The following is a 24177-nucleotide window of genomic DNA, read 5'->3' on the forward strand; positions in this document are numbered from 1 at the left end:
TCCACTTGGCGGAACCCCGTTCCACCTCAACATACCCGGCATCGGGCTGAGCCGCCCGCACCACCCATGTTTCGCTGGCGATTTGGCAACCACGATCTCGATCTCACCCATCGCGGTCTCATCATGGGCATTGTCAATGTCACGCCCGACAGCTTTTCGGACGGCGGCCGGTTCAATGATCCGGGCCGCGCCGTGGAGCATGCCTTCGCGCTGCTGGCGGAAGGGGCGGACATCCTCGACATCGGCGGCGAATCCACCCGTCCGGGGGCCGAGCCCGTGAGCGAAACGGAAGAGCTGCACCGCGTGCTGCCCGTGATCCGCGCCGTGCGCTCACAAACCAAGGCGCTCATTTCCATCGACACGATGAAGGCCAGCGTGGCCCGCGCCGCGCTGGATGCCGGGGCGGACATCATCAATGACGTCACGGGACTGCGCGGCGATGCCGCCATGCCGCGCGTGGCTGCGGAATCCAGGGCGGGTCTTGTCGTCATGCACATGACCGGCACGCCGCAGACCATGCAGGCCCATCCGCAGTATGACGATGTGGTTGCTGCTGTGGCGGACTACTTTGCAAACCGCCTGCGGGTGCTGGAAAACGAAGGCATCGACCCCGAACGCATCGTGCTGGATCCCGGCTTTGGTTTCGGCAAAACGCTGGAGCACAATCTCACGCTCATGCGCGAACTGCCGCAGCTCGCCACGCAGCGGCCCCTGCTCGTCGGTGTCTCACGCAAGTCCATGATCGCCCGCGTCATGCACTCCGACGTCATGGAAGACCGCTTCTGGCCCACCATCGCCCTCAGCGCCTATGCGCGTGAGCACGGCGCACGCATTGTGCGCGTGCATGACGTGAAGCCGAACTGCGAGGCGCTAAGGATGATGGAGGCGATTTTGGGAGGGGTGTGATTTGATTGATGACCCATGAACAACGACGACGGAGACAGTTCACGACAGAACTCCAGTTCGTTGGCCATCGTAGCACTCCTCGTAGCGCTGCCATTGCTTTATGCCTTCAGCATGGGACCGGTTGCCTTTTTGGTGGAAAAATATCACGTCATGTCGTCGATGGGCACTCCTGTCAGAACATTTTACATGCCGATGATCTGGCTTCACGAACATACGTCTTTGAAGCAACCTCTCGAAAGCTATGTGAAATGGTGGGAGAATTTGGCCAGAGGACGCCCATAGGGTATCGACGCAGGATTTACACTCCAAACATCGGAATCCCCAGTTTCTGCGCCAATCGCTTCGGCCTGCGCATCGCCTCCGCCATGCGCTGCGCTTCATCCGCGCCACGCAGGTCTTTGCAATCCGGATGTGCTTCGGGAGACTCGATGAGGCCAAGCTGGTGCAGCACATGCGCCGTGCTGTGCTTGTAAGGAGAAGCGCTCATGCGGTCGTCGAGGCGGAAGACGAGGTCTTCGAAGGACTGGAAGGCTTCGAAGAGTTTATAGACGCGCGTGTCAAAGCGCCCGGTGCCTGTCTTGAATTTCTTGTCGGCCACGCTGTCCAGCAGCCACATGTCGCGGGCGGCACAGATCAGCGGGCAGGCGCTGACGCCTGCGCCGATGAGCAGCGGCAGGCCGAGCTTGATGGCGGTGGCGATGCCATAGTCGTCTCCGCTGTGCGGGGAGAAGGGCAGGTTCAGCCCCTTGCACATGGCGGCCCAGTAGTGGAAATGCGGCTCGTCGAGCGTGCTGACCTTGCCACCCACATAAGCCGGGTGCAGCGCGATCTCATGGAACAGCCAAGGATCAAACGGCGTGGCCCAGGGCACAAAGGAGGGCTCCAGCGCATGCGCGAGGCCGGGGCGGATGAGATGCTCGGCGATCTGGAAGTACGCATCGCGACGCGGCTCATTCTCCAGCGTGTTGAGCAGCTTGCTCGTCATGATCATCATCTCGCAGTTGTCATGCTCCTGCGCGATGTCCAGCAGCGGCCAGTAGCGCTCGGCTTTGAAGACGGTGTCGTTTTCCGCACCGCGTGCCGTCACTCCGGCGATGAAGCGCTGCTCTGGAAATTCCGCGCGGAAGCGCTTCAGCACCTCGGCGTACAATTCGTTGCTGAGATCAAAGATGTAGCCGGTGTCCGCATTGAGCACGAAGACCATTTCCACGCCGTAGTGCGCGCCGCACTGCTGCATCCAGCGCACGCTTTTCGTGAAGCCATCCCAGTCGGGCTGCTTGTCCTTGAAGGGCAGCAGCGTGGCCACGCAGAGCCGGGCCTTCGTGGTGTGATCGACGAGTTCCTCCTCGCTGGTGTAGGCCCAGACCGTCTCGTTCCAGGCGGTGGAGGGCTGCAAGTCTGCGGGATTGGAAATGAGGGCGCGGGGGTCTGCCATGCGCCCAGTAGAGCATGCCCATTCCAAGGGGCCAAGACGAATTGCGAATGCCGGGTATCGGAAATTCTGATTACCGAATGATCTCCAGCGTGCCCGCCTTGCCCGCAGGCCAGGCCGCGCCTTCCTTCACCCATTTGTTGATGATGGCATACTCGTCATTGGTCAGGCGCTCGCCCACGGCGGGCATGACGCTGACGTTTTGATGCACGGTCTTCACATTGGCCACCAGCAGGCTGGTCTCCGGGTGACCTGGGACGATGTAGGTGCCGAGGGTCTTGGTGCGCTGGGCTTCGGAGCGGCTGGCCAGGCTCATGTGGCCGGGCAGCGCCTGGCGGTTGTGGCACATGACGCACTTGGCCTCCAGCACCGGCTTCACATGCGCCACGAAATCGACGGGGCCATGCTTGGCGGCGTGGATGGCGTCCCTGCTCAGCACGTTCTCGCCCAGCGGCTTCGTTTCAGAATCCGGAGGCGTGGCGCAGGAGGCGAGCACGAGGAGACAGAGCAGGCTGGAAAGGTGGCGGATGTTCATGGGGATAATGGAGTACGGAGCAGGGCTGTGTGCAATACGCATGTCTGGGTCTTTTTTGAGGGATTGCATGCCGGGCGCTCGTTGCATAAAACCATTCACTTCATGAACCGCCGCCAATTCATCCGCTCAGCCGCCGCACTTCCATTCATCTCTGCCATCGCGGCTGAAAATCCCAAGCGTCTCATTCTGAGGTCGTCATGGCAGACGGTGAACATTGGTGACATCGCCCACACACCGGGCGTGCTGGCCCTGCTGGAAAAACATCTGCCAGACGTGGAGGTGAGGCTGTGGCCGAGCAATCTGGAAAATGGCGTCGGGGAGATGCTCGCGGCGCGATTCCCCAAGGTGAAGGTCATTCGCGGCGAGGATGTGAAGAAGTCCTTCGAGGAATGCGACTTCCTGCTCCACGGCTCAGGCCCCTCGCTGGTGGCGCAGGCGGATGTGGTGAAATGGAGCCAGGCCACGGGCAAGCCCTACGGCGTGTACGGCATCACCTTCTCAGGGCAGCAGAGTTCCAAGAGCAAGACTCAGCCTCAGGTGAAAACCATCGATGTGCTCAGCGGCGCGAAGTTCGTCTATTTCCGTGACTCGGTGTCCCTGGAGCTGGCGAAGAAGATGGGCTGCAGCTGCCCGCGCATGGAGTTCGGCCCCGATGGTGCCTTTGCCGTGGACCTGAAAGACGACGCGAAGGCCGAAGCCTTTCTGAAGGCCAATCAACTTGAAGCAGGGAAGTTTCTCTGCTGCATCCCACGCCTGCGCAACACCCCCTACTGGACGCTGCCGGAGAAGAAGGCCGCCATTGATGAGAAAAAAGACGCCCGCAACAAGGCCATGATGGATCACGATGGCAAGCCGCTGCTGGACGCCATCGTGAGCGTGATCAAAAACACCGATCTCAAAATTCTGCTCTGCCCGGAGGACAAGACGCAGATGAAGATCGGCAAAGAGATGCTCTACGACAAGCTGCCCGGCGACGTGAAGCCGCGCGTTGTCTGGCGCGAGAACTACTGGCTCACCGATGAGGCGCTCAGCACCTACCGCCGCAGCGCCGGACTCTTTGGCCATGAGATGCACAGCCCCATCATGTGCATCGGCAACGGCATCCCCGCCATCGTCTGCCGCTGGGCCGAGCAGACGAGCAAGGGCTACATGTGGCGTGACATTGGTCTGAATGACTGGCTTTTCGATCTCGACAAGGAGGACGAACTGCAACGCGTGGCTGCCACGGTGCTCGCCATGGCGAAAGATCCCGCCGGATCCAAAGCGAAGGCTGAGAAGGCGCGCGAAGTGGTGATGGCCAAATTCGCCGCCAGCATGGCCGTGGTCAAAAGCAATCTCCCGGCGTGACAAGGCCGGTGCTTTTCAGGTACAGTCGTTGATTAATTCCATTCCGGCTGCTCCCACCATGAAGCCTGCTTTGCCATTTCTCATTGTTTGCTTCTGCACATGCTGCGTGCGGGGGGAGGATGTGACGTTCTTTGAGTCCCGGATCCGTCCGGTGCTGGTCAAGCACTGCTACGAATGCCACTCCATCGAGTCCGGCAAGTCGAAGGGCGGCCTGATGCTCGACACCAGACAGGGCATCCGCACCGGCGGCGACACCGGGCCCGCCATCGTGCCGGGCGATGCCGCCAAGAGCCTGCTGCTCACCGCGATCAAGCACAGTGATCCCGATCTCGAAATGCCGCCAAAAAAGCCGCAGCTTCCGTCCACCGTCATCGCGGACTTTGAAACCTGGATCAAAGCGGGCGCGGCTGATCCGCGTGAATCCGCAGTGAAGGCAGCGGAGCGTCCGCCGGTGGATGTGGAGTCCGGGCGGAAGTTCTGGAGCTATCAAAAGCCCAAGAAGGTGGCGGGAACGATTGATGGATTCATTCGCGCGAAGTTGAAGGAGCAGGGGATTGAACCCGCACCTGCGGCGGAACCGGTCGTGGTGCTGCGCCGGTTGTATTTCGATCTCATCGGCCTGCCGCCGACACCGGAGCAGGCGGCGGCATTTTCCATGGAGAAGCTGGAGGCCACGGTGGATGAACTACTGCGCAGTCCGCGCTTCGGCGAGCGCTGGGGCCGCCACTGGCTGGACGTGGCGCGCTATGCAGAATCCAACGGCCGTGAATCCAATCTGACCTTCCCGCACGCCTGGCGGTATCGAGATTACGTGATCGACTCGGTGAATGCGGATGTGCCGTTTGACCGCTTCATCACCGAGCAGATCGCCGGCGACCTCCTTCCAGCGCAGGGAGATGCGGAGCGCGCCCGGCTGCTCATCGCCACCGGATTTCTCGCCATGGGTCCCAAGGGCTTGAATGAAATGAACCCGGCGCAGTTTGCTGCCGACGTGGCTGACGAACAGCTCGACACCGTCACCCGCGCCGTGCTTGCCAGTTCGGTGGCCTGCGCACGCTGCCATGACCACAAAACCGAGCCTTTCAGCATGGAGGACTACTACGCGCTGGCAGGCATTTTCAAAAGCACGCAGACCTTCTACGGCAACTGGATCGACTCCGAAAACAACAACCACGGTCACCTCATCCGCCTGCCGGAATTGCCGGGGCAGGTGATCCCGAACCGAACGCTGACGGCGGAGCGCGTGAAGCAGCTCAAGAATGACCTGGCCAGGTTGAACGCCGATGAGATTGCGCAAAACGCGTACGTCGTCAAAGCGAAGGCCGAAGGCCGCGACATCAGCGGCGAATATCACAAGATCCTCACCAATTTCATTCGCATTCTCTGGACTCGCGGCGGCATTGAGGGGCAGCTTGAAACCGTCGATGACCAAGGCCGGGCGCTGCCCTTGTGCATGGGTGTGCAGGACGCGAAGCACATCTATGATTCGCAGCTTTATGATCGTGGCGAGATTGCGCATCCGGTGAAGACGGTGCCGCGCGGCTTTCCCCAGGTCATGGGCATCAAGGCTTCCCTGCCGAAGGAGCATAGCGGACGGCTGGAGCTGGCGCAGTGGCTCGTCACTCGTGAAAACCCGCTCACCGCACGCGTGATGGCGAACCGTGTGTGGCGTCACCTGTTAGGTGCAGGAATCATCCGCACCGTTGATAACTTCGGCTTCAGCGGCGGGAGGCCAAGTCATCCGGAACTGCTCGATCATCTCGCTCTACGCTTCATGGATGGTGGCTGGTCGGTCAAGAAACTGATCAAGGAAATCGTGATGTCGGAAACTTACCGCCAGTCATCCGCACATCGCATCGAAGCCTTCAATCAAGATCCGGACAACCGCCTGCTATGGCGAGCCAGCAAGCGTCGTCTCGACGCGGAGGTGATTCGTGATTCGATGCTCTCGGTCGCAGGTGAGCTCGATGCTTCGCGCAGACCTGGCTCACTCGTGTCGGAGCTGGACGGGCAGTCGGTGTCGCTCATTGGATTCAACACCAAGCTGCCTTCGGATCTCGATGGCTCAAAGCGCCGCGCCGTCTATCTGCCGGTGCTGCGGGATCATCTGCCCGATGTGCTGGAGCAGTTCGACGTGGCGAATCCCAATCTCGTCACCGGTGATCGCGATGTGACCAACGTGCCGCTGCAGGCGCTCTACCTGCTCAACGGGCCGTTTGTCCAGGAACAGGCCGCCGCTCTCGCCCGGCGTCTCACCTTGGAGAAATCCACCCTTCCAGATCGCATTCACCGCGCATTTTTGCTCTGCTTCAATCGCCCTCCCGATGCGCAGGAACAGCAGCTTGCGAACGCCTTCTTCCAGACCCACACCGCAGATCAATCCAAACTCCTCGCGGCCTTCTGCCAGTCCATGCTGTCGAGCGCAGAGTTCCGGTTCATTGATTGAAATTCCCATGTTCAAACACGTTCTCATCCTCTCCACGTGCCTGCTGGTTTCGCTGCTTCATGCCGCTCCGTTGTCGTCACCCTGCCGCATTGAGGTGGTGGAAAAAGGCGGCGGCTGGCCCGTGCCGCTCATCGAGTTGCGAACCACGCATCAAATGCGTTTCGTCACAGACAACGCGGGAGTCATCGCCCTGGACGCCCCGGAGCTGATGGGAAAGCAGGTGTGGTTTGATGTCATCGGTCATGGCTACGAGGTGCCGCGGGACGGCTTTGGCATGCGGGGCGTACGTCTCACTCCTGAGCCGGGTAAAACGCTGCGCGTTGAGGTGAATCGGGTGAACATCGCCAAACGCCTGGGGCGGCTCACAGGAGCCGGTTTGTTTGCGGAGAGTCAGAAACTCGGTGCTGCCACCGATTGGAAAGACTCCGGCATTTTCGGCTGCGACAGCGTGCAGAACGCGGTGCATCGCGGCCGGCTGTTCTGGGCCTGGGGCGACACCACCATGCCCAACTACCCGCTCGGCATTTTTGACATGAGCAGCGCCACCACAGACGTGAACCCTCTTGCATCGCTGGAGCCACCGCTGCGTTTGAAGTTCGACTACTTCACTGATGAAAAAGGACGACAGCGCGGTGTGGCAAAGATGCCAGGCAGCGGTCCCACCTGGGTGACCGCGTATGTGAGCCTGCCGGATAAAAAGGGCACGCCGCACCTCGTCGGCAGCTATGTGAAGATCAAGCCGCTGATGGAGGCTTACGAGTCCGGACTGTGTGTGTGGAATGATGCCACCAGCCGCTTCGATCTGTTGCGCGTGCTTTGGACCAAATCCGAAGCGGCACCGAAGCAGACACCGATGCCCGAGGGCCATCCCGCGTTTTGGAAAGACGCCCAAGGGAAGGAGTGGGTGCTCTTTGGCAATCCGCTGCCGACGTTGCGCTGCCCGGCAACCTTTGAAGCCTGGCAGGATGAAAAAACATGGGAGGTACTGAAACCCCAGGAGTCGCTGCCATCCGCAGAGGGTGGCAGGGTGAAGCCGCACAGCGGTTCGATCACCTGGAATGAATTTCGCAAGCGCTGGGTCACCGTGTTCATGGAAAACCGTGGCAAACCGTCCGCCTTTGGCGAGCTTTGGTATGCCGAGGCTGATGCTCCGACCGGCCCCTGGGGCGCGGCGGTGAAAATCCTCACGCACGAAAACTACACTTTTTACAATCCGCGCATCCATCCAGAATTCACGCCTGCAGGCTCGCCGGTGCTGTGCTTTGAGGGCACCTACACCAAGGAGTTCGCGGACCATGCGCAGCCCACGCCGCGCTACGACTACAATCAGATTCTCTACCGCCTCGATCTCGATGATCCGAAACTGAAACCCGCAGGAGACCGGCCATGAACACGATGCATACACGACGTGAAATGCTGACGACGCTGTCGTCCGGCATCGGCTGGCTGGCATTTTCAGCGCTGGCGCAGGCAAAGAGCGGACTGGCACCGAAGGCGCCGCATTTTACCGCGCGTGCGAAGCGGGTGATCTTCCTCACCATGCGCGGCGGGCCCTCGCATGTGGACTTGTTTGATCACAAGCCGGAACTGATCAAGCGCGATGGCCAGACGGCGAGCCTGGGCCGCGATTCTGCGGGAGCAAAGCTGTTTGGTCCGGTGCACCCTCTCAAACAATTCGGCAGCTCCGGGCAGTGGATGACCACGCTGTATCCCAGGCTGGCCCAGCATGCGGATGACCTCTGCATCATCAATTCCATGCACACCGACCTGCCAAACCATGCGCAGGCCTTCGGGCAGATGCACACCGGCAGCTTTCAGTTTGTGCGGCCTTCCATCGGCGCATGGACACTCTACGGCCTCGGCACCGAGAATGAAAATCTGCCGGGATTCATCACGCTGAATCCTCCGGCGGACAATGGCGGCGCGCAAAATTACGGCAGCGCTTTTCTGCCGGCGATCTGCCAGGGGACGCGCATTGGCGGGTCGCAGCTGCCTGAGCTTTATGCGGCCTTGTTAAACAAGGATGCGGCTCCGGGGCCGCCTATGAAGAACATCGCAAACGCCAGTCTGCCGCGTGATCTTCAGCGGGCGCAGATTGATCTCATCCGCGGCTTGAACGAGCGCAAGCTGAAGCGTGATGGTTTTCATCCGGAGATCGAAGGCGCCATTGAATCGTTTGAACTCGCCTTCCGCATGCAGAGCGAAGTTCCCGAAGTGCTCGACTTGCGGGGCGAGCCGCAGCACATACTCAAACTTTACGGCATCGGGCAGGGGAAGGATCAGTTTGCACGGCAGTGCCTGCTGGCGCGGCGCATGGCGGAAGCGGGCGTGCGGTTCATCGAAATCGCATCTCCCGGGAACTGGGATCATCACAACCGTTTGCGCGAATTGCTGGCCACGAACTGTGCTTCCACGGATCAGCCGATTGCCGCCCTGCTTACTGATCTGAAATCACGCGGCATGCTCAAGGACACCCTCGTCGTCTGGGCCGGCGAGTTCGGCCGCACACCGTATGCGCAGAGCGGGGATGGCCGCGATCACAATCACAAAGGCTACTCCATCTGGATGGCCGGTGGTGGTGTGAAAGGCGGCCTCACCTATGGTGCCACGGATGAAGTGGGCCACAAAGCCGAGCTGAACCCCATGCACATCCACGACTGGCATGCGACGATCCTGCATTTGCTCGGGCTTGATCACACCAAACTAACTTATTCGTATGGCGGTCGAAATTTCCGGCTGACCAATGTCAGCGGCGAGGTGGCTGCGGGTATTCTTGCCTAAGATTGAGATTGCGCCTCCACCAGACTGGGAGGTAATATCGAACCAATTCCATGCAGGTTGGTCTGTATGAAGTCAGGCTGACTCAAACCCCGAAAATGCCATGAGCGACGGTTTCTCTGATGATCCTGCATCTTCCCCCAAGCCTGCTTCTGGATGGGGCAAGCTGTTCATGGGGCTTCTATTGGGCGGAGCTCTTGGAGCCGGTGTCTTGTATGTGACGAAGGTGAATCCGTCGTTGCTGGCAAAGGCGATGCCACCCGCACAATCTGCCGCCGCCATGCCTGCTGGCGAAGAGGCTGAAGTGCCGGTGAAACACGAGGGGCTGCCACGCACTCCGTTTGAGAAAGGCTCCTTGCCGGCAGATGAAGCAGTGACGTCGATCAAAATCATGCTGGGGGTTGGTACGGATGGGGCGGCTCTGAGCGAGCCCGTGGATGTGCATCTCGGGCTTGGCTTTCCGCTGCGCTTGTATCCGTTGGGTGGTGTGAAGAGGGAGCCTTCGTTTGCAGCGTTTCCGCACAAGTCATCGTTGGATGACCTGGCGGATGCCATTCAGCCGGGGCAGATGGCGACGTTTGAATTTTCAGCGAAGGGAGATGACGCCGGTCTTGATGCGCTGCGCACCTCTCAACAGTTGCTGGCCGATGTGAAGTGCGGCGATTTGCAGCGCGTCGGTTTTGCCTCACAGGGGCGCAGTGACTGGGTGCTGGCGGGATACCGCATCGAGGTGAATGGCAAGCTTTTTGCCGCGAATGGTCTGGTGGATGCGAGGGCTCAGGAGAAACTGGCATCAAGTCGTGCCAGTCTCATGAAGCTGCTGCCGGACTATGAGGCGAAGACGAATGCGACGAATCTGACCGACGAGGAAAAAGCGGAGCTGAAGACCACTCATGCACTGGTCCGTGCTCTGAGTGGTCGCGTCGTGGGGGCGGTGCCGTGGTTTGAGGAGAATTATGAAGCCTTGAATCCTGCTCCACCGGCGGGCACCAAGGTGGAGAATCTGCGCATCACGCTCACAGGCGGCAAAGGCCCGCAGCAGGGAACGCGCAATCCTGTCTACCTCGTGGCCGGTGCACGGAAGTTTCTGCTGTCCTCGGAGATGGACCCTTTGCGGGACGCCAATGAACCGCAGCTCTTTGATCTCGCGGCCTTTGAGCTGGCGATGAGTCCTCTGCCGAAAGAAGTCCTGAGCGCCCCGGGCGTGGGCATCATTGGCAGCGGCACGCCGATGAACAAAATTCCAGATCGTGCGCAACTGCAGAGCGTGCAGATCGAGGCCGATGGCCAGGTGGTTTATGACAGTGATAAGAAACCGGATGACCAAAAGACGCTGACTGCGCTCTGGCTCACACCGGCTGCCTATTTCAATGAAGCGGGCGATCTGATGCGACCCACGGCCACAGCGGCTGAGGTGCCGGTGTGGAAGTCCGGCATGACGCTCCCAGGCCCTCCTCCTGCGGTGCCGCCTCCAGAACCACCGCCAGTGACGATTGTTCCTCCGATTCCTCCTCTCCCACCGCCCCCGCTGCTGCCACCGATTCGCACGATTTTGCCGGGTGGTTACCCGCCACCGGGGGGCGACCTGTTCCCGCTGCTCAATGCACTGGCTCAATTGCTCTTCCCTCTGCCGCCGCCTGCGGCACCGCTGATCAGCGGGGTGCGTATTGCTCCTGCCACACCGATCGTGTGTGATGGTGATGCGGTGACCGTGACATGGAATGTGGGCGGCAACACTTCCAGCATCGCCTCCTGGCGCGTCGATCTGTTTGCCGTGCTGCCGCACAAGGCCGCTCCGGTGCTGATCACTCCTATGGCGACTAAGATCGGTGGTTTTCCCGGAGCCACGAGTGCGGTGATGCCCCCCATCAACCGTGCTGCCATCGCCGGTTTGCTGACTGCCGGCTCCGCCGAAGCGCTCTACCTGTATGTGCAGCCGCGTGTCACAGCGCTGGGTCCCTGGGGGAATGTGATCACAGCGGCCAATGGTTCGCTGCTGCCCTTGTTTCCGGCGGGTACGACGACGGCGAATGTGGGGCTGAAACGCGGCGGCATTCTGCCACCGCTCGGCCCAGGCAATGCACCAGCGCCAAGCTTTCAGGTCACACCCGCAGTGACTCCGCCCTTTTTAAAATGGCAGGGCATGGCCTTGGCGGATCCGCTGGCCATTCGCAATGCCTGGAGCCTCACCGCCGAGCATGGCAGTCATTTTGGTCTCCTCTTTGCCAGTCATGAAAACATCCCTGCAGTCACACTGCCCGCGTGGAGCACGGCGGCACGCCCCACCGGCAATGGCAGCGAGATGATCACTGTCAGGTTTGAGGGGCTGGTGCCGCTGCCAGCGGCGGCCAATGGACTGCGCGCCGTGGCGTACATTGCGTTTGTGGGTGGTTCTTCACCTGCCACCAAGGCCCAGGTGCTCGCGCGTGCAGAGCTGAGCAGCGGCCCCATCCGGCGCAATTCGGCCGGCAATGTGATGCCGCTGCCCTTTGGTGCACAGCCGTTCTTCACGCTCCAAACCACCAGCCTGGTGCCGGCGGTTCCCTTGGCCAAATCCCAGCCTTTGCTGCTGGTGGACATGCCGCTGCGGTTTGACCGCATGGCCGCAAACAACTTTGTCGGCTACCCGCTCGATCCTGTGAATGGCGGCAGCTATTCATTCGCTGGACCTCCGGCCTTTAATTTTGCCGCCTATACCGCTCAGGCGGGCACCGGCACCATGTATGTCACGTTAACCTACATGGTGACACTGAATACCGCCGATGCGACGGACGCCGTCAGTGTGCTCGGAGTCCGTCTCGTTCCTGACAACACGCCATGAAAACGCTCCTGCCTCTTTTCATGCTCCTCGGCGCATCGCTGCTGCCTGCGGCGGATGGCAGCGTGCATGGTCGCGTTTACGGTCAGGATGAAAGGGGCGAAAACCTCGGCCCGGTGGCCCATGCAAAGATCGAATTGAAAAGTGAGGCGGGCGCCGCTTCGTCGACTGTGACGACCAACGAGTACGGCTACTACCAGATCGCCACGCTGGCGGCGGGGGCTTATCGGTACAAGGTCACCGCAGCCGGATTCCGTGATGAAGATGAAATGCGCGGTTTTGCCATGCCGCAGGACACACGCGAGTTTGTGCATGACTTCCTCCTCACCCGCGAGGCAAAGCCCGGCGGCTCGCCGCCGCAGTCAAATATCGTTCAGCCCGCTGTGCATGGCCGGGTGTATGGTCAGACGGAAAAAGGCGACAACCTCGGACCTGTGTCCGGAGCGAAAGTGGAACTGCTCTCAGGCCCGGGTGGCAGGGTGGTGGCGACTGCCACGGCCAGCTCACCCGGCGGCTACTACGAGATCAAAAATCTGCCGCCAGCCGATTACGCTTATCGCGTCACCGCAGCCGGCTTTGCACCGGAGGATGCCGGGCGTGGCTTCACCGTGCCACAGGGCACCCTCGAATACGTGCATGATTTTCTCCTGTCAAAGACGCCGCCTAAAAGAGAGAAGTGCGATCTGGCGGTGCTCGTCGTGAAACGCATCAGCAGTGGCAATGACCGTTCGAATGATGCCCGTGTGCCTGTGGCGAATGCCAGGCTCGTGCTCCAGCCTGCGGGAAACCTTCCCACACCGCTCAATCAACCTTTCGTGACGAATGCGAAGGGCGAATACAGCGCCAGGGATCTCGCGGAGGGAAGGTACACCGTCGCCATCGACGCCCCCGAGTGTGAGCCGTTCACTGGGGAGCTGACGGTGAAGTGTGACAAGGATGGAGACGTCATCTTTGAGCTCACACCCTGCAACGAACTCCTGCACGGCTATGTGCGCGCCATCGTGAACGAAGGCTGGGGGCCGTCGCCACAGGCGAAGGCCGCGGCGGAGCGTGCCTATCAGCGTGCGATGAAGGCGGACCCCAAAGATGGCAGCGTGAACTACGCCCATGCGCTCGCCTTGCTCAGTGCGGGGGATTACGCAGCAGCGCAGCAGAGCCTCTCGGCGGCGATTGGCAAGAAAAGCGACAGCACCACCTGGGACCGAGCCTGTGAGGTGCGGCTCTGGATGAACCTGTGCCTGCATCAGACTGCTGAGGCCGTTCGTGAAATTCGCTCACTGGCGCAGAATCATTATTCGACTCGTGCATCCACCCAGGCGGCGAAGGACACGGCGCATGTCTGCGGCGTTGGTCTGGGCTTGATCCAGGGACCATGGAAAGATCAGGTGGGCGCTGGCGATGCCGTGCTGCTGGAAAGAGACCTGCTCGCTGCCTTTAAAGGCGACCTTCTCTCCGAATGCACGAAGGGGCGTGACCATGTGGCGGCTGAATACGGAAAGCTCAAAGCTGCGGAGGATGCGGCGCGCAGCACCCTGATGGCGGGCGTTACGGAAAAGCGCAACGCAGAGGTCGCACGCCTGGCGGAGCGGCAGGCCGCGATCAGCAAGGAGGTGGCCGCACTTGATCCCGACATCCAGACGCTGCAGGCCACGGTGAACCAGTTTGACCAGCAGTACCGCATTCAGGTGACCGGCTTCACCCAGCAGCAGCAGGCCAATGCGGTGCAACTGCAGGCGCTGAACGCGCGATTGCAGCAGATCAGCGTTTGCATGGCGCAGGACCAGGTGCGGCTTCAGGGGGCTGCGCAGCAGCAGATGCCGAAATCTCCCACGATGCAGCCGGGCATGCGCCCTGGCATGCAGCAGCCGGGCGCGGGTACGCAGGCCATCATGGTGGAGATCCAGCAGCATCAGGCGGAGATTCAGCAGATCCGCCAGCAGATGCAGGTCATTCAAAACCAGAATGTGCAGATGGGCGCAAACGTGGCGAATTTGCAGGCGCAGTTTAATCGCAATGCAGGTGCCGCTCAGACAGATCTGAACCTCAAGCTACAGCGCCGGGGCGTGCTGACCCAGGAGTTTGAAACGCTCGACCGTCAGCGCACGGCATCGTTTGATCCCACCACATTCAGTACGCCTGAGATTGATAATCTGGTCCGGCGCGGGCGCTCCCTGAAAACCTATCGCGATCTGCCTCTTGAAGTGCGCCGCGAGGAGCTGCTGGATCAGTTTGACTGCGGCGCCGCGAAGGAGCCCAAGCGTCCCGCGAACACGGCCAAAGCGGCTGAAATCAAGGAGCCGGCGTTCATCAGCCTCCGCTCTCCTGCAACGAATGCGCCTGCATCGGTGCCCTCGGTCAGGACCGCGCAGCCAGTTCCCGAAAGCACCGGCATGCCTCCGCTCAAGCCGTTGCCGCCAGAGGCCACCGCCGCCAAACCTCCGCCTAACGCGGGTGATCCCGCCGAGGTCGTCATCACCAACAACCACACGGGTTCGGTGCGAATTTTCGGTCTGTCACCGGGTGCCGACAATGAAATCTTCGTGCGCTCGCTGGAGGCTGGCGAAGAGGCGATGATTCCCGTCCGCATCGGTCAGACCTTGATCATGCGCCCCTCTGCCGGCGGTCGCGAACTGCAACGCCACAAGGTGGGCAAAAAGCTGGAAGTCTTGAAGTTGGGCGCTGCGCCGCAGTAGAGCAGGCTCTCTGCGGCGCCACGGGTCAGCTTCAAGCGTGCCGTCCTTTAAACGTGAGCTCGGCAATGCCCGATTTATCGAGTCCGCCGAGACCCAGCGCGACCATCTTCTCATACTGTGCCTTGGTCGCGTCATTGAGCGGCAGGTTCAGTCCCACGCTCTTTGCCACTTCGGCTGCAATCCCGCTGTCCTTGGCGGCGTGCTCGGCGGAGAACCAGCAGTCGTGCTCGCGGGCCACCATGTCGGCGCTGTCGGTTTCCAGCACGCGGGAGTTGGCACCGGTCTGACTGAAGACCTCGCGGATCATGTTCAGATCGTGACCGAGGGCGGCGGCGAGTCCCAGACCCTCGGCCAGACCGGCGGTGTTGATGTTCATCACCATGTTGACGAGGGCTTTCACTTCGGCAGCCCGGCCCGGACCACCGATGAAACGGCGGTTCACGCTCATCTGCTCGATCATGGTCTGCACCCGCTGGTAGGTGGCTTCATCACCCGCCAGCATGAGGTAGAGCTTCCCTTCGCGTGCATGACTGATGGAGGAGGCCATGCAGGCTTCGAGGCTGTGAGCACCGACAGCCTCCGCGGCAGCATAGACTTCACGATGAATCGCCGGAGACAGTGTGGCGCAGTTGATGAAAATCTTGTCGCTGGCGTTTGTGAGCAAACTGTCCCCGCTGCCGAGGAAGATGCCGCGCATCGATGAGTCGTTGGTCACCACGGTGAAAATGACATCGGCGGCGGCGGTGACGTCGGCCAGCTTTGTGCAGGCTTTGCAACCAAGTTCAGCAGCCAGATCGGCGGCTGCCTGGGTGTTTACATCAAGAACAGCAGTGACGTTATAACCACAATCTTTGAGACGGCGGGCCATGTTGGCCCCCATTTTACCGACTCCGACGAATGCTACGGTTTGGGACATGATGGGTTGGGCTGGTTGGGTTTATTTGAACTCTGGATAAAACGGATTGTGGGCTTTTTCTTCGCCGACGGTGGTCATGGGCCCGTGGCCTGGGCAGATCACCGTGCTGTCTGGCAGGGTGAAGATCTCCTTCCGGTTGGTGGCGAGGGCATCAGCATACGAAACCACGCCGCCGCCCATGCTGGAGGCGAACAGGGCGTCTCCCACGATGGCGATGGGGTGCTTCAAACCACTGACAAGATAGGTGATGCCGCCCTTCGAGTGGCCCCAGGTGCTGCGTGCCTCAATGCGCAGACCACCGGATTCCCACGCCTCGGTGTCGCTGAGCTTGAAGGTTTTCGCACCGGGGCAGGGTTCCTTATCATGTACAAAGGCCGTGACGGCACCGTCAGCGGACAGTTTGGCGAGATCCATGATGTGGTCCGGATGGGTGTGTGTGAGGAAAATGAGGCTGAGATTGAGCCCCTTCTTCTGGATAAAGTGGATCATGGGGGTGGCGTCCGCTCCGGTGTCGAATGCCACCGCGTTTTTCGTTTCTGCGTCCCAGACGAGATACGCATTCACCGTCATGTCGTGGTACGTGGTGTTGAACTGTTCCAGACCGGACACGTTGACGGGGATTGGACGCCATTCATTGTGAGCCATGGCCACCAGCGACAAGCCTTCAAGCTGCAGGTGGGGGGCGATCTTGCGCAGCACAAGGTCATCCACCTTGCCGGATTTGGCATCAGCGATGTCCTCGACACTCGCGCCGGAGCGGGCGGCGAGTTCGGCGTCATTGATTCCAAGTCCACGCATGGACTTGGCGATCACATCATTAAACAGGTCTTCGAGGGGGATCAGCATGGGTGGCGAATTCAAGGCGTTCTGACGGCGAAGGCAAGGGCTATGTGCCGCCGATCCGGCACAAACCAAAGCATCATCTGCCAGCGGCGAGTTCTTGCCACCGGCAGACTCGCTTGTAACATCGGCGCGCCATGACCGATCTCGACATTCGTGAAATCCACTTTCTCCGCGGACCCAACATCTGGATCAACGATCCTGTGCTGGAAGCCTGGGTGGATCTGGGTGGCCTCAAAGACACGTCGTCAGACCTCGTGCCCGGTTTTGCCGAGCAGATCAAAACGTGGTTCCCCGGCATGATCGAGCACCGGTGCAGCATTGGCGAACGCGGCGGCTTTTTTCAGCGGCTCGACACAGGCACCTGGCCGGGGCACATTTTGGAGCATGTGACCCTGGAACTCCAGACACTGGCAGGTCACACCGTCGGATTTGGCAAGGCTCGTGAAACCTGCGTGGAGGGCCTGTACAAAGTAGTCATCGAATATATGGATGAGACGGTGGTGGAAGCCTGCATGCGTGAGGCGCGTGAGATCCTCCTGGCCGGATATGCCGGCAAAGAATACGACATCGCCGATGCGGTGGCGCGCATGAAGCGTGTGGTGGACCGCAACGCCCTGGGGCCGAGCACCACCGCCATCATCAATGCTGCTGAAGCACGGGGTATTCCACGGCGCCGGCTGCGCGAGGGCCGCAGTCTGGTCCAGCTCGGGCAGGGGGCGAACCAGCGCCGCATCTGGACGGCGGAAACCGACCGCACCGGGGCGATTGCGGAGCACATCGTGCAGGACAAGGACCTGACGCGCACCCTGCTGAGCAAGGCCGGCGTGCCTGTGCCCGAAGGGCGGGTCGTTGCCAATCCTGATGATGCCTGGGAGGCGGCGGAGGACATCGGTACTCCCGTGGTGGTGAAACCCCAGGATGCGAACCACGGGCGTGGTGTGTTCATCAACCTCACCACGCGTGAGCAGGTGGAAAGCGCCTTTCAAACCGCCGCGACTGAAGGTGAAGGGGTGATGGTGGAGCGGTTCATACCGGGCAATGACCATCGTCTGCTGGTCGTCGGCGGTGAACTGATTGCCGCCAGCCGCGGTGACCACGCGATCATCACAGGCAACGGCACTGACACTATTGGCGTGCTGGTGGACACCCAGCTCAACACCAATCCGCTGCGCGGCGTGAGTGACTTTTGCCCATGGTCCAAGATTGACACAGAGGAGTGGGATCCAGCCATCCTATCGGAATTGGAGAAGCAGGACTACCAGCCGGACTCGGTTCCCAATGACGGCGAGCGGGTGCTGATCTCACGTTTTGCCAACTGGTCCACCGAGGTCACCGGTCTGGTGCATCCGCGCAACCGTGAACACGTCACCATCGCCGCTCAGGTGGCGGGGCTGGATATCTGCGGTGTGGATGTGGTGTGCACAGACATCAGCAAACCCCTCGAAGACCAGGGCGGCGCTGTCGTGGAGCTGAATGCCAGTCCCGGGCTCATCATGCATCTTCGTCCGGCCACGGGGGAAGTGCGGCCTGTGGGAGAGGCGATCATCAACATGATGTTTCCCGCCGGGAAAAACGGCCGCATCCCTGTGATCGGCATCACCGGCACCCATGGCAAGACCACCACCACCAAGCTGCTGGCGCATCTGATGAAAGCCACGGGCAAATACCTCGGGGTGAGCCACAGCGACGGACTCCAGTTTGGCGAGCGCTTCACTGCCACAAAGACGGGTGACCGCATCAGCGGTACGCGCGGGGTCTTGCTTCATCCGTGGACGGAGATCGCCATCTGCGAGAGCAGTGCTGAATCGATTCTTCTTGAGGGGCTCGGTTATGACCGCTGCCAGATCGGCGTGGTGCTCAACGTGGGCACCGAGCACCTTGGGCTCGCCTACGTCGAAACCATGGAGCAGATGACGAAGGTGAAGCGCTGCGTGGTGGATGTCGTGCTGCCAGAGGGGACTGCGGTGCTCAATGCCGATGATGCTCTCGTGGCTGGCATGGCGGAGTCGGAGCACTGCCAGTGCAGTGTTCTGTTCTTCTCGCACGTGGCGGATAATCCTGGGGTCATTGCCCATCGTGCCAAAGGCGGGCGCGCAGCCTTCGTGCGGGACGATGTGATTTATCTGGCCGAAGGAGACTGTGAACGCCGTCTTTGTGCTCTGAGTGAGGTGACTCTGCCCCACACCGGTCATTTTGGCTTCAACGTTCACAACGTTCTCGCTGCCGTGGGGGCCGCATGGGCCTATGGACTGGCGGATCAGGCGATCATTAAAGGGCTGGGTGCTTACGAATAAATTCGTAAATAAGGAAGGAACGTGGGGCGAAGTCACGTGTTCTACATGCAGCAGAGGTGCTGCCTGAACACGCCTTCAATTCATGCCCTTCATTCATACTCAGCCAAGTGGTCATTCCTGGCCCTCCTTTTTCTCAGCTTACAACCCCGTGTTTGGCTGAGGATGAAATCGGGTGTTAGCATTCGTTGTGCGTCCTCCTCAGGAAGCGCCACCGGCAGGTCGCTTTTATCTGCGGAATGGAGTCGTCTTGGGATTGAATCCTGGGTGGTTTGCCATGAGCAAAGCACTTCTGGCGCAGCCTGCCTGCTGCTTCACCTTGCCGAGCCTCAAGCCTCTGCATGGATGCCCGGCTTTGACACCCTCGGACTTGCGGACACGCTCAAGCTGGATGTCAGCCACCGGGAGGATGACCTGCTGCGCGAGATCTGGCTGACGCTGCTGAATTGCCCAGTGTTGCTGGAGTTTCCAAGCGCTGAGGAATTGATGGCTGCGGTCAGAATTCGGCGGAACATCGTCATCAACGCCTCCCGGACCTGCCTGAACTTCCACACGTCCGCCATCGAGCGTCCGGTGGACTGCTGGCGTCATTCGGAAGAAACAGGCTTTGTGCTCATTCCCGGCAGTCCTTTGATCGACTCGCTGAAAAAAGCCTGTCAGCCGAAGGTGGGCGAACAGGTGTATGCTTTCTCCTGCAATCGTGCCACCGAGTACGTGATCCTGCTCGCGATTGCCGAGGAAGCCCGGACCAGTCACCCCGAACTGCTGAGCCAGCTGCAGGCACAGTGGGAGAAAAAGGCGATTTCATTCGAGCAGTTTCAGGATGTTTTCCTCAATGAACTGGGCGCACTGGAGGAGCCTCTTCCGATGCATTACTATGTGCCCGGAGACCGCGTCTGGTTTCGCAATCCAGATTCCCATTCATCGGATGTCCGCGGCTTTGAGGGCTCATGGGTCTTCTATCTGGGCGGCGGAATGTTTGTCAATTTCTGGAAGCGCGACCAGCCTTTCAATCTGCTCTCCAAGTGCATCGAGATTCATCACTGGAGTCATGCCACCTTTCGAGATGCGCAGGGTGAGTTGCAAATGGACGAACACAAGGTGGACCAACTCGTGGCCGAGACCCTGGCATCTCCCGAGAACACCGCCCGCATTTTTGAGCGCATGCATCGCTTCCGCGACGGTCGTGGCATTTATGCTGAGGGGGGCTGCATGGACGCCACGCGGGAGACACCGAAATTTGTGCTCGCGCCACACAGCGATCTGATCCGCTCTCTGCAGGCCTTATAGCCTGATGTAGATCTTGCGGCGGTACATCCATAATGCCACCAGCCAGAAAGCCACGAAGGTACAGAATCCAAGGGTTACCGGCCTGAGTTCCTGGCCAAAGACATCAAAGACGCGGGTGCCGAAGTGTTTCTGCAGAGTTTCGGGAAACCAGATGTCCAGTGTGTGGCGCATCACATAGAAGGCCAGCGAGTTCACGCCGACGACCAGGAAGGGAAAGGACCAGCGTCGCCATTGTCTGACATCAATGATTTGATACAGCGCCGCCAGAATCAGCAGGCTGCCGCCACCGCTGAAAAATACCCAGGCCGGTGTCCACAAGCGCTTCACGATGGGGCAGATGCCGCCAAAGTGCAGGACAAAACTGAACGCAAGGCAGGCCACACTCGCGATCATGATCTGCCTGGCCGGCTGGTCTCTTCGCTTGATCCAAGTGCCTGCCATCAGCCCAAGGATCATGGTGGCGATCGTGGGGATAAAATTCAGCGTGGTGTAACCGCCCAGATATCCGAGATAGGGGCTCTCCCGTGGGAACTCGTTGAGCAGCCAGCGGTCAAAGCTCCAGCCCACATTGCGGTTGTGATTCCAGTGAGCAAAAAAGCCGGTGAAATCATGCTGCCAGCCTTCGGGAGTGTTGAAGTCCACGGGATTGGCATGCGGTGGCATGATGGGGTAGCAGGCATACAGCAGCCATGAGAAGGTCAGGATGATGCCAAACCAGGTCCAGCGTGTGCGTGTGCCACAGTAAGCCAGAGCATACACCGCCATGTAGCCCAGTCCGGTCTGGGTCAAAGTCTCATCAAAGGTCCAGTTCGTCATGTCCCAGTCCACACTGCGCAGGAAAATTCCGAGGAATATCAGCGCGACGGACCGCCACAGCGCGTGCAGTGTCATGTGCCACTGCGACTGGCCTTTTCTCGAACGTGCGGAAACTGAGAACACCAGCGAAGCCCCGGTCAGAAAGGCAAACGACGGGTGGATCAGGTCATTCAGCGAACAGCCCACCCATGGAATGTGGGAGGAATGATGGCCGAGAAACTGCCAGACTGCGCTGTCGGGAAACTGCAGGGCCACTTCATCCAGTTCCAGCAGCCGCAGACCGAGCAGAAACATCACGATGCCTCGATAGACATCGAGCGAACCGATACGCGGAGCCGTGGCTGGCGGGAGGGGGGCGGAGTTCAAGGTCAGTAGTAGTGCTCCAGCTTGCGTTTGCTGATGCGGTCCAGTTTGGCGACGTTGGGGATAAGATAGCGCGTGTTGCCCCTGTCCATAACGACCAGACGCCCGTGGCCCAGGGGCTGGATGCTTTCATCCGTCTCCACTTCAAAACGGGTGTCGCCCCGGTCCGTGGTGACATGCCATTCATGTCCATTCGCCAGACGCACAATGCGGTGGATCACCAGGATGATGGGTACGAAGTCGCGCCTGGCCAGCGCCTCAAGCAGCAGAGTGCGTGAAGGCTCGGGCAGGCTCTGCGGGTCTTCGATGCACAGAATTTCACGCGCTCCTTCGGACTGGATGGAGATCCAGTGGTCCTTCTCGGTCAGTGGGAAAAGTTTGGCGGGATGTACATTCTCATGCCGCACACCGTCTTGGTCCACCAGCACCAGCCTTCCCTGGCTGTCCTTGGAAAATTCAATGTTCTGTGGCTGCGGCGTGCTCATGCGCGGTTCACCTCCAGCATGGCCTGATGCAGTCGCGCATACGTGCCGCTGCTCTCCAGCAGTTGCTCATGCGATCCAATTTCCTTGATGCGGCCTTCCTCGATCACCACCAGACGGCTGGCCTTGCGCAGGGTGCCCAGGCGATGCGCGATGGCAATGGTGGTGCGTCCTTTGACCAGATGATCCAGCGCGGCCTGGATTTCGCGCTCAGTTTCGGTGTCCACAGAGGACGTGGCCTCATCCAGGATCAAAATGGCCGGGTCGACAAGCAGCGCACGCGCGATGCTGATGCGCTGCCGCTCACCACCGGAGAGCTGCTGGCCGCGCTCTCCCACCAGCGAATCGTAGGCGTCCGCCAGCCGCATGATGAAGTCATGCGCACGTGCCGCACGCGCTGCCGCGACGATCTCTGCACGCGTCGCATTCGGTTTCCCATAGGCGATGTTTTCCGCGATCGTGCCATAGAAGAGATACGGCTCCTGCAGCACCAGTCCGAGGTTGCTGCGGTAGTCCATCACATCGACATCACTCAGGTTGAAGCCGTCCACCAGCACCGCGCCTTCGCTGACCTCGAAGAAGCGGCATGCCAGGTTGACCAGGGTCGTTTTGCCGGCGCCGCTCGGCCCCACGAATCCCACCATCTCGCCCGGGGCTATTTTCAAGCTGATGCCACGAATGATTTCTCGTGATCCATGGCGGAATTTCACATCCCGGAACTCGATCTCTCCGCGCAGACGGCCCACCTTGATCGCATTGCGCTGCACCGGCACGTCCGGCTTCACATCCAGCACATCAAAAATACGGTGCGCGCTGGCGGCTGCGCGCTGCATGGAGGCGGTGAAGCGGCTCATCGAGTCCATGCGCTCGTAAAAGCTGCTGATGTAAAGCACAAAGCCGGTCAGCACCCCCACCGTGATGCTGTCATGCGCCACGCTCCATGCGCCGACCGCCCACACGATCAGCAGGCCCAGGTCTGTGAGCAGCTTGATCATCGGTGTGAAAAACGACCAGGTCTTGTTCACCCGGTCATTGGTGTCAAAGATGTGCTTGTCCGCCATGCGGAAGCGCTCGATCTCACGCTGCTCCTGGGCAAACGCCTTGACCACGCGCACGCCGGGGATCGTGTCCGCCAGCACGCTGGTGAGCTGGCTGCCCGCACGGCTGGCGGCGGCAAACCCGCCGCGCAGATGCTCGCGCACGCGCTGCACCAGCCAGGCGACGATGGGCACAGGCCCCAATGCGGCCACGGCCAGGAGGGGATTGATGCTGAACAAGATGACCGCCGTGAAAATGAATTGCAGCACGTCACAGAAAAAGTCGATGAAGTTCACCGAGATAAACAGCGAGAGATGCTCCGTGTCCGAACCAATGCGTGAGATCAGGTCGCCAGTGCGCTTGCGGTTGAAGTAGGTCAGGGAAAGCTTCTGCAGGTGCTCAAACGTCTCCCGCCGCATGCGGCTGGTCACATGCTCGGCGATGCGCGCCACCACGAAGGTCTTCCCCCAGTTCAGCGCCCAGGTCAGCAGCGCAGCAAGCGCCAGTTCGGTGATGAACACATAGACCTTGCGCACATGCACCAGCTCGGTCTGGCTTTGCAGCGGGATGAGCACGTCATCCACCAGCGACATGGTGAGCCACGGCGCGATCATTTGCGCCCCGGTGCTTGCCATCGTCAGCACCAGCCCGAGAAACAGCAGCCGGTACCAAGGGCGGGCAAAACTCAGCAGGCGCAGCAGCGGCTTCCCGGGCGGGATGTCCTCTTCGGAAACTTCAGCGGCAAAGATCTCCTCTTCATCGTCCTCTTTATCAGTGCCGCCGTTTTCGGCGCCCGTGGCCTCGCTGCTCAGTGGCCGGCATTGCTCACGGAACCGGGCCAAAAAGGCCTCCGCCTGGCGCAGGCAGCCGGAAGTCACCCGCCACTGGCCGAGGAGCGTGCCGTTTCCCATGAGGTGCAGCGCGATGGTCGCGCCCATTTCCTCCAGTTGGAACTCCTGCAGATCTGCCAGCTTCCAGGCGACGAAACGCGGCTGGCTGGCACCCTCATCTTCAAAATGCAGCAGACGGGTGTTCGTCAGCACGATGAGTCCATGCCGGAAATGCAGGCCCGCATCCAAATCCGTCATCAACCGCGCGACCGTGCGCTCACCGGCTGCCAGTTTGGACTCGGCATGTTGAAGCAGAAGGTCGGGAAGGTCTTGGAAAAGTGGACGCGGCAAAA

General features: G+C 60.5%; 17 protein-coding genes. 10 read left to right on the forward strand and 7 right to left on the reverse strand.

The window, feature by feature from the left end:
* Positions 1 to 66 precede the first annotated feature (66 nt).
* The gene (gene folP, locus ACILSL_RS09310; protein WP_395731740.1) at positions 67 to 906 is read left to right on the forward strand and encodes a dihydropteroate synthase; all 840 of its coding nucleotides are present in this window, start codon (positions 67 to 69) and stop codon (positions 904 to 906) included.
* 15 nt (positions 907 to 921) lie between these two features.
* Positions 922 to 1188 carry a hypothetical protein gene (locus ACILSL_RS09315; protein WP_395731741.1) on the forward strand — a complete coding sequence of 89 codons (267 nt, stop codon included), beginning with the start codon at positions 922 to 924 and terminating at the stop codon, positions 1186 to 1188.
* 16 nt (positions 1189 to 1204) lie between these two features.
* On the opposite strand, the gene ACILSL_RS09320 is transcribed toward ACILSL_RS09315, so the two are convergent.
* On the reverse strand, positions 1205 to 2341 hold the full coding sequence (locus tag ACILSL_RS09320; RefSeq protein ID WP_395731742.1) for a hypothetical protein: 1137 nt from the start codon (positions 2339 to 2341) through the stop codon (positions 1205 to 1207).
* A 70-nt stretch (positions 2342 to 2411) separates the two neighbouring features.
* Complete coding sequence (locus ACILSL_RS09325; protein ID WP_395731743.1) at positions 2412 to 2873, reverse strand: c-type cytochrome domain-containing protein; 462 nt, start codon at positions 2871 to 2873, stop codon at positions 2412 to 2414.
* A 102-nt stretch (positions 2874 to 2975) separates the two neighbouring features.
* On the opposite strand from ACILSL_RS09325, the gene ACILSL_RS09330 reads away from it, so the two are divergent.
* From ACILSL_RS09330 to ACILSL_RS09355, 6 genes are all read left to right on the forward strand, one after another.
* Complete coding sequence (locus ACILSL_RS09330) at positions 2976 to 4220, forward strand: polysaccharide pyruvyl transferase family protein (protein WP_395731744.1); 1245 nt, start codon at positions 2976 to 2978, stop codon at positions 4218 to 4220.
* Between the two features lie 58 nt (positions 4221 to 4278).
* Positions 4279 to 6666, forward strand: coding sequence for a PSD1 and planctomycete cytochrome C domain-containing protein (locus tag ACILSL_RS09335; protein ID WP_395731745.1), 2388 nt, complete (start codon positions 4279 to 4281; stop codon positions 6664 to 6666).
* Between the two features lie 7 nt (positions 6667 to 6673).
* Positions 6674 to 8056, forward strand: a complete 1383-nt coding sequence (locus ACILSL_RS09340; RefSeq protein ID WP_395731746.1) for a hypothetical protein — start codon at positions 6674 to 6676, stop codon at positions 8054 to 8056.
* A gap of 5 nt (positions 8057 to 8061) precedes the next feature.
* Positions 8062 to 9447, forward strand: a complete 1386-nt coding sequence (locus ACILSL_RS09345; RefSeq protein WP_395731830.1) for a DUF1501 domain-containing protein — start codon at positions 8062 to 8064, stop codon at positions 9445 to 9447.
* A gap of 100 nt (positions 9448 to 9547) precedes the next feature.
* Positions 9548 to 12265: a hypothetical protein gene (locus ACILSL_RS09350; protein ID WP_395731747.1), complete on the forward strand. Its 2718-nt coding sequence runs from the start codon at positions 9548 to 9550 to the stop codon at positions 12263 to 12265.
* Positions 12262 to 14955 (forward strand): carboxypeptidase regulatory-like domain-containing protein, encoded by a 2694-nt coding sequence (locus tag ACILSL_RS09355; protein ID WP_395731748.1) that lies wholly within the window; start codon positions 12262 to 12264, stop codon positions 14953 to 14955. Before ACILSL_RS09350 ends, ACILSL_RS09355 begins: the two co-directional genes overlap by 4 nt.
* Before the next feature lie 31 nt (positions 14956 to 14986).
* Here ACILSL_RS09355 and ACILSL_RS09360 read toward each other — a convergent pair whose 3' ends face one another.
* Positions 14987 to 15871: an NAD(P)-dependent oxidoreductase gene (locus tag ACILSL_RS09360; RefSeq protein WP_395731749.1), complete on the reverse strand. Its 885-nt coding sequence runs from the start codon at positions 15869 to 15871 to the stop codon at positions 14987 to 14989.
* A gap of 21 nt (positions 15872 to 15892) precedes the next feature.
* Positions 15893 to 16717, reverse strand: a complete 825-nt coding sequence (locus tag ACILSL_RS09365) for an MBL fold metallo-hydrolase (protein ID WP_395731750.1) — start codon at positions 16715 to 16717, stop codon at positions 15893 to 15895.
* Between the two features lie 131 nt (positions 16718 to 16848).
* Here ACILSL_RS09365 and cphA point away from each other — a divergent pair, with 131 nt between their 5' ends.
* Together cphA and ACILSL_RS09375 are read left to right on the forward strand one after the other, a co-directional pair.
* Positions 16849 to 19008, forward strand: coding sequence for a cyanophycin synthetase (cphA, locus tag ACILSL_RS09370; RefSeq protein WP_395731751.1), 2160 nt, complete (start codon positions 16849 to 16851; stop codon positions 19006 to 19008).
* Positions 19009 to 19350: 342 nt separating this feature from the next.
* Entirely contained in the window at positions 19351 to 20295 is a 945-nt protein-coding gene (locus ACILSL_RS09375; RefSeq protein WP_395731752.1) for a hypothetical protein, read from the forward strand.
* Here ACILSL_RS09375 and ACILSL_RS09380 read toward each other — a convergent pair.
* Genes ACILSL_RS09380 through ACILSL_RS09390 form a run of 3 tightly spaced genes read right to left on the reverse strand, consistent with a single transcriptional unit; the run spans position 20290 to position 24175 of the window.
* Positions 20290 to 21477: an acyltransferase family protein gene (locus ACILSL_RS09380; protein ID WP_395731753.1), complete on the reverse strand. Its 1188-nt coding sequence runs from the start codon at positions 21475 to 21477 to the stop codon at positions 20290 to 20292. The two genes, ACILSL_RS09375 and ACILSL_RS09380, sit on opposite strands and share 6 nt — an antisense overlap.
* 2 nt (positions 21478 to 21479) lie before the next feature.
* Complete coding sequence (locus ACILSL_RS09385; RefSeq protein WP_395731754.1) at positions 21480 to 21959, reverse strand: DUF1854 domain-containing protein; 480 nt, start codon at positions 21957 to 21959, stop codon at positions 21480 to 21482.
* Positions 21956 to 24175, reverse strand: coding sequence for an ABC transporter ATP-binding protein (locus tag ACILSL_RS09390; protein WP_395731755.1), 2220 nt, complete (start codon positions 24173 to 24175; stop codon positions 21956 to 21958). The genes ACILSL_RS09385 and ACILSL_RS09390 overlap by 4 nt, the downstream gene beginning before the upstream one ends.
* Between the last annotated feature and the right edge of the window lie 2 nt (positions 24176 to 24177).

Origin of the sequence: Prosthecobacter sp. (assembly GCF_044222345.1) — a bacterium.
Lineage (GTDB): Bacteria > Verrucomicrobiota > Verrucomicrobiia > Verrucomicrobiales > Verrucomicrobiaceae > Prosthecobacter.

What these genes read in the sequence shown, in the direction of transcription:
- ACILSL_RS09360 (WP_395731749.1), bottom strand. Translation starts at nt 15,871, where the DNA reads ATGTCCCAAACCGTAGCATTCGTCGGAGTCGGTAAAATGGGGGCCAAC.
- ACILSL_RS09320 (WP_395731742.1), bottom strand. Translation starts at nt 2,341, where the DNA reads ATGGCAGACCCCCGCGCCCTCATTTCCAATCCCGCAGACTTGCAGCCC.
- ACILSL_RS09355 (WP_395731748.1), top strand. Translation starts at nt 12,262, where the DNA reads ATGAAAACGCTCCTGCCTCTTTTCATGCTCCTCGGCGCATCGCTGCTG.
- ACILSL_RS09325 (WP_395731743.1), bottom strand. Translation starts at nt 2,873, where the DNA reads ATGAACATCCGCCACCTTTCCAGCCTGCTCTGTCTCCTCGTGCTCGCC.
- ACILSL_RS09345 (WP_395731830.1), top strand. Translation starts at nt 8,062, where the DNA reads ATGCATACACGACGTGAAATGCTGACGACGCTGTCGTCCGGCATCGGC.
- ACILSL_RS09340 (WP_395731746.1), top strand. Translation starts at nt 6,674, where the DNA reads ATGTTCAAACACGTTCTCATCCTCTCCACGTGCCTGCTGGTTTCGCTG.
- cphA (WP_395731751.1), top strand. Translation starts at nt 16,849, where the DNA reads ATGACCGATCTCGACATTCGTGAAATCCACTTTCTCCGCGGACCCAAC.
- ACILSL_RS09375 (WP_395731752.1), top strand. Translation starts at nt 19,351, where the DNA reads ATGCCCGGCTTTGACACCCTCGGACTTGCGGACACGCTCAAGCTGGAT.
- ACILSL_RS09335 (WP_395731745.1), top strand. Translation starts at nt 4,279, where the DNA reads ATGAAGCCTGCTTTGCCATTTCTCATTGTTTGCTTCTGCACATGCTGC.
- ACILSL_RS09330 (WP_395731744.1), top strand. Translation starts at nt 2,976, where the DNA reads ATGAACCGCCGCCAATTCATCCGCTCAGCCGCCGCACTTCCATTCATC.
- ACILSL_RS09350 (WP_395731747.1), top strand. Translation starts at nt 9,548, where the DNA reads ATGAGCGACGGTTTCTCTGATGATCCTGCATCTTCCCCCAAGCCTGCT.
- ACILSL_RS09365 (WP_395731750.1), bottom strand. Translation starts at nt 16,717, where the DNA reads ATGCTGATCCCCCTCGAAGACCTGTTTAATGATGTGATCGCCAAGTCC.
- folP (WP_395731740.1), top strand. Translation starts at nt 67, where the DNA reads ATGTTTCGCTGGCGATTTGGCAACCACGATCTCGATCTCACCCATCGC.
- ACILSL_RS09385 (WP_395731754.1), bottom strand. Translation starts at nt 21,959, where the DNA reads ATGAGCACGCCGCAGCCACAGAACATTGAATTTTCCAAGGACAGCCAG.
- ACILSL_RS09315 (WP_395731741.1), top strand. Translation starts at nt 922, where the DNA reads ATGAACAACGACGACGGAGACAGTTCACGACAGAACTCCAGTTCGTTG.